This window comes from Streptomyces sp. NPDC006207 (assembly GCF_040613835.1).
GTDB lineage: Bacteria > Actinomycetota > Actinomycetes > Streptomycetales > Streptomycetaceae > Actinacidiphila.
Window position 1 is genome coordinate 1 of record NZ_JBEXSX010000054.1, and the last position, 11,521, is coordinate 11,521.

At 72.3% G+C, this 11,521-nt stretch carries 8 protein-coding genes and 1 pseudogene; 5 read left to right on the forward strand and 4 right to left on the reverse strand.

The genetic code is table 11. From position 1 onward, the window contains the following. Positions 1-84 (forward strand): annotated as a pseudogene (locus ABZ312_RS32990) (PadR family transcriptional regulator); the annotation flags it as partial. Between the two features lie 25 nt (positions 85-109). Here ABZ312_RS32990 and ABZ312_RS32995 read toward each other — a convergent pair. Next, positions 110-3,916 carry a GH92 family glycosyl hydrolase gene (locus tag ABZ312_RS32995; protein WP_500356982.1) on the reverse strand — a complete coding sequence of 1,269 codons (3,807 nt, stop codon included), beginning with the start codon at positions 3,914-3,916 and terminating at the stop codon, positions 110-112. A gap of 305 nt (positions 3,917-4,221) precedes the next feature. Then, a complete protein-coding gene (locus ABZ312_RS33000) occupies positions 4,222-6,258 on the reverse strand; it encodes a S9 family peptidase (protein WP_500323581.1) in 2,037 nt (678 codons plus the stop codon). Positions 6,259-6,543: 285 nt separating this feature from the next. Between ABZ312_RS33000 and ABZ312_RS33005 the strand changes: the two genes are divergently transcribed. Further along, positions 6,544-8,046: an FG-GAP repeat protein gene (locus ABZ312_RS33005; RefSeq protein WP_500439355.1), complete on the forward strand. Its 1,503-nt coding sequence runs from the start codon at positions 6,544-6,546 to the stop codon at positions 8,044-8,046. Positions 8,047-8,119: 73 nt separating this feature from the next. On the opposite strand, the gene ABZ312_RS33010 is transcribed toward ABZ312_RS33005, so the two are convergent. Together ABZ312_RS33010 and ABZ312_RS33015 are read right to left on the reverse strand one after the other, a co-directional pair. Further along, positions 8,120-8,500, reverse strand: coding sequence for a GNAT family N-acetyltransferase (locus ABZ312_RS33010; RefSeq protein WP_500439356.1), 381 nt, complete (start codon positions 8,498-8,500; stop codon positions 8,120-8,122). Further along, positions 8,501-8,653, reverse strand: a complete 153-nt coding sequence (locus ABZ312_RS33015) for a hypothetical protein (RefSeq protein WP_500323587.1) — start codon at positions 8,651-8,653, stop codon at positions 8,501-8,503. A 53-nt stretch (positions 8,654-8,706) separates the two neighbouring features. Here ABZ312_RS33015 and ABZ312_RS33020 point away from each other — a divergent pair, with 53 nt between their 5' ends. The 3 genes from ABZ312_RS33020 to ABZ312_RS33030 all read left to right on the forward strand — a co-directional run bounded on the left by ABZ312_RS33020 (position 8,707) and on the right by ABZ312_RS33030 (position 11,314). Further along, positions 8,707-9,588 carry a hypothetical protein gene (locus ABZ312_RS33020; RefSeq protein ID WP_500439357.1) on the forward strand — a complete coding sequence of 294 codons (882 nt, stop codon included), beginning with the start codon at positions 8,707-8,709 and terminating at the stop codon, positions 9,586-9,588. 124 nt (positions 9,589-9,712) lie between these two features. After that, positions 9,713-10,147: a DUF5959 family protein gene (locus ABZ312_RS33025; RefSeq protein WP_500323712.1), complete on the forward strand. Its 435-nt coding sequence runs from the start codon at positions 9,713-9,715 to the stop codon at positions 10,145-10,147. 33 nt (positions 10,148-10,180) lie between these two features. Continuing rightward, positions 10,181-11,314: a GNAT family N-acetyltransferase gene (locus tag ABZ312_RS33030; RefSeq protein WP_500439358.1), complete on the forward strand. Its 1,134-nt coding sequence runs from the start codon at positions 10,181-10,183 to the stop codon at positions 11,312-11,314. The last annotated feature ends 207 nt before the right edge of the window (positions 11,315-11,521 follow it).

The window sequence follows — 11,521 nt, forward strand, 5'->3', positions numbered from 1 at the left end:
GGCTTCCTGTTCAAGGAATCCCTGCACGGCTACGAGCTCAAGGAGCGCATCGCCGCACTCAACGGCCACGTCCGCCCGGTCAGCGCCCGCCCCCGTCGCCTTCAGCGGATCAGGCGAGCAGTTCCACCTCCGCCAGGGTCGACTCGGTGTCCAGGACCAAGCGGTACTGGGTGTAACCGCCCGGAGAGGCGACCGAGAAGGCCCGGGTCTGGCGGTCCCAGGTGAAGGACTCACCGGAGCGCTTGTCGAGGGTCTTCCAGTGCGTGCCGTCCGAGGAGCCCTGGAGGGTCCAGCCGGTGGGGGCCTTGGTGCGGTCCGACGACGAGGTCAGCGTGTACTGGACGGCCTTGGTGCGTCCGTCCACCGGAAGGTCGACGGTCGTGGCCGCCGCGTCCGTCGCCGAGGTGTTGTCGAACAGGGCGCCGTCGCCCTTGAGGGCGTCCGCGCGGGGCGCGGGCACCTTGTCGTCCTGGGTGATCGACACCGGCGCGGCGTTCTTGCCGGTGCCCCACGACGAGGGCTTCGGGCCCATGGCGAACTCCAGCACACCGCCCTTGGCGAGCAGCGAGTGCGGCAGCGAGGTCGACGTCCAGGAGCGGCCGTTGACCTTGAGGTCCTGCACGTACACGTTGCGCGTGCTGTTCTTGGGCGCCTTGACGACCAGGTCCTTGCCGTTCTCCAGGTGGACGGTCGCCTTGGTGAACAGCGGGGAGCCGACGGCGTACTCGCCGCTGCCCATCACCAGGGGGTAGAAGCCGAGCGCGGAGAAGAGGAACCAGGCCGACTGCTCGCCGTTGTCCTCGTCGCCGTGGTAGCCCTGCCCGATGGCGCTGCCGGTGTAGAGGCGGGAGAGCACCTCGCGGACGTTCTTCTGCGTCTCCCAGGGGCGGCCGGCCGCGTCGTACATGTACGTGACGTGGTGGGCCACCTGGTTGGAGTGCCCGTACATGCCCATCCGGACGTCGCGGGCCTCCGTCATCTCGTGGATGACGCCGCCGTAAGAGCCGACGAACTCGGGCGAGGCGGTCTCCGGGGTGGAGAAGTACGCGTCGAGCTTCTCCGCGAGACCGCTGCGGCCGCCGTACAGGTTGGCCAGACCCCGGCTGTCCTGCGGGGCGGTGAAGGCGTAGCCCCAGCCGTTGGTCTCGGTGTAGTCGTAACCCCACACCCGCGGGTCGTACTTCGCGGAGTCCACCCGCCAGTCGCCCTTGGCGTCACGCCCCTGGAAGAAGCCCGCCTGCGGGTCGAAGAGGTTGACGTAGTCCTGGGCGCGGTTGAGGAAGTACGCCGACTCCTCCTTGTAGCGCTTCTTGCCGGTCTTCTCGTAGAGGGCCTTGCCCATCTCGGCGATGCCGTAGTCGTTGAGGTAGCCCTCCAGCGCCCACGACAGGCCCTCGTGGGTGTCGGTGCTCGTGTAGCCGAGGAAGGGGGAGGTCGTCATCCCCTTGCGGCCCACGCCCGACTGCGGCGGGACGACCGTCGCGTTCTTCACGGCCGCGTCGTACGCCGCCTCGGCGTCGAAGTTCACGCCCTTGACGTAGGCGTCGGCGAAGGCCACGTCCGAGGACGTGCCCGTCATCAGGTCCGCGTAGCCGGGGGACGACCAGCGCGAGGTCCAGCCGCCGTCCTTGTACTGCTGCACGAACCCGTCGACCATCTCACCGGCCTGGCCGGGCGTCAGGAAGGAGTACGCCGGCCACGTCGTCCGGTAGGTGTCCCAGAAGCCGTTGTTGACGTAGACCTTGCCGTCCACGATCTTCGCGCCGGTGTGGGTCGGGGTGTCGGGACCGGGCATCGCGGAGAACGGGGACGCGTACTGGTACGTCGACCCCACCTTCTCGAAGCCGGAGTTGGGGTACAGGTACAGCCGGTACAGGCTGGAGTAGAGGGTCGTCAGCTGGTCCGTGGTGGCACCCTCGACCTCGACGCGGCCCAGCAGCTTGTCCCACTGCTTCTGCGCGCGCTTCTTCACCGTCTCGAAGGAGGTGCCGCCCGGGATCTCCTGGCGCAGGTTGTCCTTCGCCTGGTCGATGCTGATCAGGGAGGTGGCCAGCCGCAGCGACACGGTGCGGTCCTCGCCGGCGTCGAAGCGCAGGTAGCCCTTGACGCCGCTCGACGTGCCCTCCGTGACGGGCGCGTCGAACTCGCCGTACAGGAACAGCCGGGTGGCGCCGGTGGACAGCCCGGACTTCACGTCGGAGTAGCCGGTGAAGGTGCCGGTCTCCTTGTCGAGCGTCAGGCCCGCCTGCTCGGTGACGTTGTCGAAGAGCACGCTCGCGTCGTCACCGGGGTAGGTGAAGCGGAGCACGGCCGCGTGGTCGGTCGGGGCCATCTCCGTCTTCAGGCCGTTCTCGAACCTCACGCCGTAGTAGTAGGGGCGCGCCGTCTCGTTCTCGTGCCGGAAGGCCAGGGCCCGTGCGCCGCGTGCCGTGTCCGGGGTGCCGGAGGCGGCCGACGGCATCACCTGGAAGGTCTGCCGGTCGCCCATCCAGGGGCTGGGCTCGTGGCTGGCGCTGAACGCCTGGATCGTGGGCAGGTTGTCGGAGTTGTTCGCCTTGGCGTAGTCGTACAGCCAGTTGAGGGTGCCCGCGTTGGTCACCGGCGTCCAGAAGTTGAAGCCGTGCGGCACTGCAGTGGCCGGGAAGTTGTTGCCGCGCGAGAAGCTGCCGCTGGAGTTGGTCCCGCGGGTCGTCAGCGCGTAGTCCGACAGGTGCGCCTTCGGCTTCTCCTGCGCGAGCGGCTCCAGCGTCACGTCGTCCAGCCAGCCGCGGAACTTCGCCGGGCCCTTGGGGGAGTCGTACGCCACCAGGATGCGGTCGACGGTCTTGCCCGCGGCGACCGACCCGATCCGGGAGACGACGTCGTTCCACTGGTTGACGTAGAGCACCTTGGCCGCGCCCTGCCCCTGCGGGGTGAGCGCGAAGCCGTGCTCGTCGGTGGCGCCCAGACGGCTGAGGGAGGTGCCGTCGGTGAAGACCAGGTCCACCGAGACGTTGGTGGCGTCGTAGTCGCGGTCGCCGTCCGCCATCGACGGGTAGATCCGGTACGACAGCGCGGTGTCCCGGCGGACGGGGACGTCGACGTCGAAGACCTTGTTGTACGAGTACGCCCTGCCGTCGCCGGTGTGCCGGCCCGCGTAGCGCAGCGCCCGCGTACCGGTGAAGCCGGCGCCCGACTTCGCCGTCGGCGAGCCGCTCGGGCCGCGGTCGACGAGCGAGAGCATGTCCTGCGGCACCGGGTCCCCGGTGGAGCCCGTGGACAGCTGCAGGTCGGCGAGCTGCGTGATGCCCGACGCGCCGTTGTTCCTCGATATGTCGATCCGGAAGTGCTGGTACTCGGCGGGCTCCGCGAGGTCGTACGACTTCGTCTGGAACCGCTCGGGGAAGGACTCGCCGGAGCGGGTGTCCAGGGTCTTCCAGTCCTTGCCGTCGGTGGAGCCCTGCAGGGTCCAGTCGCGCGGGTCGCGTTCCGCCGCGTCGTTGGCGGAGGTCAGTGCGTAGGTGACGACCTTCGCGGGGCCGTCGAGGTCGAACTCCACCCAGCCGGTGGGCTGGAAGACCAGCCACTTGGTCCCCGGCTCTGCGTCGACGAGGTTCTCCTTCACCTCGCCCGAGTCCGCGTACTCGCCGTTGGCGCGGATGTCGGTGACGTGGTCGTTGAGGTTGCCGGGGATGCCGGTGCTGTAGCCACCGTCCACGCCCGAGGCCCGCTTGGACCCGTCCGCCGCGGTGTCCACCGTGTTGCGCCAGTCGGGCGCCGGATCGCCCGACTCGAACGACGACGCGAAGGTGTCGACGTGCGGCCCCGGTTCGGGCACGGCGACCGCCGCTTGCTGCGTGGCCGCGGCCAGGGCGAGGGCGGTCACCAACACGACCGCCGAGGAAGTCCATCTGTGCCGGGCAGCTCTCTGCTGCATATGCGCGAGCACCCTTTCTGCGCCTAGACAACGTTGTCAAGTTCGCTGTGCAAGGGCTAGTAGGGGGTCAAGGCGCCGGTGGTGTCAAGGGTGTTGGTGTGACTTTCGGACCGGCGGGGCTCGCGGACACCCGCCGCGGCCGGGCGCGGCAGGTGTGAAGCGGCGTCAGACCCGCGGCGGAGACGCCGTCACGTCGGCGACCGGACGCGTGGGTGTACGGAGGCCGAGCCGGCCTCCCGGCCGGCTCCGGGAAAGGGGAGGCCGCCGGGGCCCGGTGCGGACCGGGCCCCGGCGACGGCGGGCCGTCAGACCAGGTCGGGGCGCTGCCACTCCTCGCCCAGCACGTGGTGGGCCAGGAATCCGAGCACCGTCGCGTACCACAGGCGGACGTTGTTGGGCTTGAGGATCCAGTGGCCCTCGTCGGGGAAGTACAGGAACTTCGCCGGGACCTCGAACCGCACCAGGTCGTTCCAGAGCGCCAGGCCCTCGCCGATCGGCACCCGGTAGTCCTTGTCGCCGTGGATCACCAGCATCGGCGTGGTGATCTGCGCGGCCCGCAGGTGCGGGGATTCGCGCTCGTACCGCTCGGTGCTGACCAGCGGGTCGCCCTGGCGCCGCATCCAGTACGCCGGGAAGTCCGTGACCTGCGCGAAGCTGTACATGTTCCACAGGCTCGCGTGGGTGACGATCGCCTTGAAGCGGTCGGTGCGGGTGGCGATCCAGTTGGCCATGTAGCCGCCGTACGAGCCGCCCATCATCGCGGTGCGCCCGCCGTCCAGGTCGTCCCGCTGCAGCGCGGCGTCGGTCAGCGCCATCACGTCGTCGTACGGGGCGCCGCCCCAGTGCGCCCAGCCGCGTTCGTGCATCTGCTGGCCGTAGCCGGTGGACAGCGCCGGGTCCGGCAGCAGGACCGCGTAGCCCGCGGCGGCCGCGACCCACGGGCTCCAGCGCCAGTGCCAGGCGTTCCAGCTGGTCTGCGGGCCGCCGTGCACCCACAGCAGCAGGGGCGCCGGGGTATCGGCGCTCGCGCCGTCCGGCAGCACCAGCCAGGCCCGCAGGGCCGTCCCGTCCTCGGCGGTGGTGTGCACCTCGGTGAGGCTGCCCGGCAGCACGGTGTCCTGCCCGGGGCAGGGGAGCACAACGGGCTGCTGCCCGGGCGTCGCGGCGTCGAGCCGCACCGGGAGCGGAGGGCTGTCCACGGCGGAGCGCAGCGCGTACACGGTGCCGCCGTCCGGGCTCACCACCACGTCCGAATACGTACCGGACGCGGTGAGCGCGACCAGTTCGCCGCTGCCGGTGGAGAGCCGGAAGACCGGGCCGTGACCGCCCTCGTCGGCGGCGAAGTACACCACCGGGGCGCCGTCCTGACCGGGAACCGGCGAGACGACCGGGGAACCCGGCCACTGGCCGAAATCAGGCAGCAGGTCGCGTCCGGGGTCCTGGTCGTCCGTGGCGCTCGTCAGCCACAGCGTGACGTCACCGGGGGCCTCCCAGGTGACGCGCCGCCGTCGGGCGCACACCAGGTCCCGGCCGTCCGGGGTGAACGCCGGGGCGCCGAACTCCGCGTCGGGGGACTCCAGCATCCGCAGCGGCTTGCCCGTCTCGGCGTCCGCGACGACGACCACGGAGCGGACCTCGTCGGGGAGGGTGCCCACAGCCGTCGCGTAGGCGACCAGCGAGCCGTCGGGGGAGAGCGCCACACCCTCGGCGAAGGCGGCCCGGCGCGCGCCGCAGTCCACGAGGGCGGGCTGCTCCGCGGTGGCGTCCGCGACGGTGAACATGTGCGGGATGCCGGGGCCCAGGTCGTGGTCCCAGTACCGCACCGGCACCGACTCGTGCAGGATCGCCGAGACCTTGGCCTTCCGGCGGGCCTCGCGCAGCCGCTCGTCGTGCTCCGCGTCGGCCGCGCCGGGCAGCAAGGAGGCCCCCAGGGCGACCCGGGAGGCGCCGGTGGCCGTCGCGTACTCGCCGATCCCGCCGGGCCTGGCCAGCAGTTGCGCCGCCTCGCCGCCGCCGGCCGGCAGGCTCCACAGCGCCGCCTCCTGCCGGTCGTCCTCGCCGTCGCCGGGGTCGGCGACCGGACGCGAGGACAGGAAGAGCAGGGTGCCGTCGGGCAGGAACCCCGGGGCGGACTCGCCGCGCCCCGAGCGGGTGAGCCGCCGCGCCGGACGCTCCCCGGCCGGGTCCACCTCCCACAGGGCACCGATGAACCGGGTACGGTCGGCGGACAGTTCCTGCACCGACGTCACCAGACGGGTCCCGTCCGGTGACAGCGCGAGCGAGGAGACGCGGGGCAGCGCGAGGAACGCCGTCAGGTCGTGGAATGCAGTGGATTCGGGCATGAGGATCATCCTGAATCCCCGGGGCGGCCCCGCACCAGTGCCCCTGGCGGCAAATCGCGGTCAAAGACGCAGGCAGCGGCGGCCCACGACGACCGTCGGCGGCCTGTCGCGACCGCCCGCGCCGGGAGGCGGCCACCCCGGTCGCTACAACCCTGGGCGAACGTCATGTGTCTTCCGGGTGACGGAACAGCGGGCGTTGCCGGCCGGACGCCACCCGACCGCGGGCGACTCGACGCGGGCGCGGGGGACGCCGAGGGCAACCCAGGAGACCATGGAGGTTCTTCTGTGCGTCACAACAAGAGCGCGGCCCTCGCGGCCGCGGCACTCCTCACCCTCGGCGGGGGTGTGCTCCTCACGGCCCCCGCCGCACAGGCGGCGGTGCCCTTCCCGTCGATCGGGTGGCAGCAGCGCAACTGCGACTTCGACGGCAACGGGTACGACGACGTGCTGATCGGCGCCCCCGGAGCCACCGTGTCCGGGGCCAAGGGCGCCGGGTACGTCACCGTGCAGTACAGCGGGTCGGGCGGCCTCAGCACCACCAAGAGATCCGTCCTCAGCCAGAGCACCTCGGGCGTCGCGGGCGCCGCCGAGGCCGGCGACGGCTTCGGACAGGCCGTGGCCACCGGCGACCTGGACAACGACGGCTACGACGACGCGATCGTCGGCATCCCCGGCGAGGACCTGGGCACGCTCTCCGACGCCGGCGGTGCCGTCGTCTTCTGGGGCTCCCCGACCGGTCTGCACGGCGGCGACAGCTTCTGGCTGGAGGACCCCGACCAGCCGCGGGCCGGCGCGAACTTCGGGCGGGCGGTGGAAGCCGCCCGGTACTTCGCCCCGGATCCCTCGGACCCCGACGCCAACCTGCGCGACAGCATCGCCGTCCTGGAGAACGGCTCCCTGCTGTTCTTCACCGCCCAGCCGGGGACCGCCGCGCCGCGCCTGCGGCAGGCCGACCGGGGAGTCCGCGCCCTGGAGCGCACGGCCCAGGACACCGGCCTCGCCCTGCGGAGCCTGAGCCACGGCAACTACAACGAGGACTCCTGGGCCGACCTGGCGATCTCCGGGGTGACCACGGGCGACCAGCCCGGGGTCGGCGTCACCCAGGTCCTGCACGGCGCACCCGGCGTCGAGGACCTCGGCGACGGCGGCACCTTCGAGGGCGGACCCGCGGTCGCCTCCGGCGACTTCAACCACGACGGCCAGGACGACCTGGCCATCGGCGACACGGGCACCGGCTCGGCGCTCGGCGGATCCGTCACCGTCCACCTGGGCAGGGGCGACCTGTCGGGACTCGACCCCACCCCGGCGCAGACATGGACCCAGGACTCGGCCGGCGTCCCCGGCGTCTCCGAGGCGGGAGACCGCTGGGGCGCCGAACTGTCCTCCGGCGACACCAACGGCGACGGCCTTCCCGACCTGGCCATCGGTGCCCCCGGTGAGGACATCGGCTCCGTCGCCGACGCCGGCGCGGTCTGGACCCTGCGCGGCGCACCGGGCGGGCTCACCGCCACGGGAGCGCGCAGCTTCGACCAGAACACCGCGGGCATCCCGGGCGCCGCGGAGGCCTCCGACCGCTGGGGCGGCCAGATCCGGCTGGTCGACGCCGACAGGGACGGCCGCTTCGGCCTCCTCGCGGCGGCCCCGGGCGAGAACACGAACGACGGCTTCGTCTGGGTCGTCCCCGCGTCGTCCTCCGGGCTGGTCGCCCAGGGCACCTGGACGTACGACGGCGCGACCCTGGGCGCTCCCTCGGCCAACGCGCAGTTCGGCGCGGCGATCGACGAGTAGGCGGAAGCACGAGGCGGGGTGTGGCGCCGTGCCCGGCAGGACCGGGTGCGGCGCCACGGCTGCGTCGCCGGGCTCAGGCGGGCGCGCTCGTGTCGCCCGCGTACCGTAGGTCCCGGAGCGGAACGCCGTCGTACTCCTCGACCTGCTCGGCGCCGTCGGGCGAGAACCCGGCGCGTGCGTAGAAGCGCCGTGCGCGGGCGTTGTCGGCGAGCACCCAGAACTCCAGCCGCGGGTGCCCGAGTTCGGCCGCCCGGGAGCGCACCGCCGACATCAGCCGGCGCCCGGTGCCGGTGCCGATGCGGTCCGGCCGCACGTAGAGGGCGTAGAGCTCGCAGGCGACGCCTGCGCCGGGCTCCCGGGGCTCCCCGGCGCGCGGCCCGAGGGCCGCCCAGCCGGTCACGACGCCGTCCTCGGTGGCGACGAGGTCCTCCACGCGGTTCCCGGCGGTCGTCAATCACTTCCTGCGCAGGACCGCGTCCTCCTCGACGCTCATCGCGTCCAGGTAGCTCCGCGGCACGATCCCGGCGTACGCCGCCTGCCGGCCCCTCACCCGGATCGTGGAGACGGCGTCGACGTCGTCCATGCGCATGGCCCGCACCTTGATCACGGTCGCATGGTAACCGTGTCGCCGTGCCCTGCGCGGCGGTTAGCATCGCGGCCATGCCGATACCCGAGGAAAGCAGGCGCGCAGAGGGGGCGGACCCCGGTCGGTGGCGCGTCACCGTGGTGGACCGTCACAGCGCGGTGGGCAGGCCGCCGTACCCGTCGCGGCCGCCCGAGGGGCGACCGCTGGCGCGGCGGGACGACCTGCGGATCCAGGGGACGACCGGGGAGATCAGCTGTGTCGACGTCTCGGGACGGACGCGCTGGACCCATGCGTGCGCCGGCCGTCCCAACGCCGCGCACATTGCCGGGGGCAGGGTGCTGGTCACCACGGACTCCCTGGAGTACACGCCCTGGGGGTTCCTCGGTCCTGCCCTGCTGCTCGACCTGGCGGACGGCACCCTGGTCGCCGAACTGCGCGGGGAGCGCGGTGCCGCGCTGCGCGGGGGACGGTTCGTGCTCGGCCTGGCGGGCTACGACTTCTTCGACACCTGGGAGCACGACCGTGACGGCGCCACCGTGGACTCCTGGCGCAGTTACGGCCATTACGTCGTCGGCACCGGCATCCGGGTCGTCGAGGCCGACCGGGGCCACCCCACCACGAGCCGCGTGGTCCGGCTGCTGCCCGGTGGTGTGATCGAGCGCGGTCCCCGGCTCTCCGGCCCGGTGACGCCGCGGCCGGTGGTGCTGGAGGACGGGACGGTCCTGCTGCTCGACGCAGGGGTGCTCCGTGCCGTCGACCGCCGCCTCGACGGCACCGTCCTCGCCGAACTGCTGGCGATCGCCCCCGACAAGGCGTCCGGCTGCATCAGCTCGCTGCGCCGCGACGGCGACCGCCTCACCGCGGTCATCGCCGAACCCCGCCCGGACCACCCCACCACGCACACCGTCCACACCTGGACCCTCGCGCTCGACCGGCGGGACGTGAGGCACACATGACGGACGACGCGCAGCGACTTGAGCTCTTCCGTTTCGACGACCGGACGCATAGCGTCAGCGTCCGGATGGAAGGCGGTCCGCCCTTGGTCATCGGCGGGACCGGTACCACGGGGCCGAGATCGTGGTGGAGAGCGACTTCGTCAGCGGGTGCGTGAGGCTGGACGTCTCGGTCGACTACCTGGACGACTGGGCGCGCTGCCTCGACGCCCTCGCTTCCGGCGAGGGCGTCGAGTGGCCGCCCGACGGACGCACCGCGTGGCTGGACATCGTCCCCGACGACCCGGTGGAGGTGACAGTCCACGAGGCGCCGTCGACCCAGGTCGCGGTACGGGTACCGATCGACGTCGCCGAGAACTGTGGAGGAGAACCGCCTGCGGCTCGACGGCGTATGCCGGGCCCTGGGCTGAACCGCCGGGCGGAGGGTCGTACGGGACCTTGCCGGCGATTCGATCATGCTGTTACGCTGCGTTCGCGTCCTCGATCGCAAAAGGAGGTGGGAACCGTGAGCCAGCCAACTCTCATGTGCTCCCACCCCGTTCCGAGGGCGCCGAGGATCTGAACGGGAGCAGGTCGCTACCCGGAAGGACCTCGCGTGACCGATCTGGTCATCCGCCCCCTCGCCGCAGGCGAGGAAGCGCTTTTTGAATCCCTGCCCGATCCCGGTCTGGTCGGCTTCGCCGCCTTCGGCGACACCTACAGTGAGATGGCCGCCGCCGGTGAGTACCGCCCCGAGTGGACCTGGGTGGCACTGCGCGACGGCGTCGTCGTCGCGCGCGCCGCATGGTGGGCCGGGCCGAAGGACGACAAGCCGCTCGCCCTGGACTGGTTCGACTTCATCGACGCCGGTGCGGCCGTGGAACTGCTCCGCACCTCGCCGCTGCGTGCCCAGTACTCCCTCAAACTGGGGCCCGGCTGGCGCGACGTGCCCGCGGTCCGGGAGCAGGCCCAGGCCCGGATCGACGCGGCCGTCGCCGCGGGTCTGTCCCCTCTGGTCGAGCGCTTCCGCTACCGCTGGACGCCGGACTGCGGCGTGCCCGCGCGCCCGGGCCGCCTCGAATTCCGTCCCGAGCCCGACGACGCGGTATTCCTCGATGTCTTCCGCCGCATCCACCGGGGCAGCCTCGACGCCCATGTGCGCCGCACCGTCGCCACCTCCGGGCTCGAGGCGGCCGCCCAGGAGGAACTGGATTATCTGCGCTGGTTGCCGAGCCCGCGCGAGTGGTGGCGCCTGGCCTACGACTCCGCCGGGGAACTCGTCGGGCTGAGCGTCCCCGGCCGCCACTACGGGGACCCCCTGATCGGCTACATCGGCGTCGTGCCCGAGCACCGAGGCCAGGGATACGCCTACGACCTGCTCGTCGAGGCTACGCACAAGCTCGCCGACGAGGGCGTGGACCGCATCGTGGCGGGGACGGACCAGACCAACGCACCGATGGCCGCCCACTTCGCCAGGGCCGGTTACCCGATCGCCCAGGAACGCATCGACCTGATCTGGCCCTGCATCGGCTCACGGGCGTGGCCGGCAGCCGGGAGGCCGCGTCAGTACCCGGCGCCTCCTTCCGCCCGCCGCCGGCTGACCTCACCCGTCGGCGGTCACAGCTGCGCCTCGCAGGCCTCCAGCCTGGCGAGCAGGCTCGCCAGGGCGTCGTTCCACCGCTCGGTGCCCCGCTGTTCCTCCAGGAGGGCGCGCAGCGCCCGGACCTCGTCGGCGGCGAAGGACTCGTGACCGGGGTTGTACTCGAACTGCAGGAACGCGATCCGCAGCTCGAAGTACCGGGAGGGGTCCGCGTCGTGGAGCCACCGGTTCAGGGCCAGTGCCGCGGCGCCCTCCATCCGGGCGCACCGGAGGCCGACCGACGGCTCCAGGACGAACTCGACCGTGGAAACGCCGCCGGGCGTGATGAGGCACATCCGCGCCGGGGCCGGCCCGCTC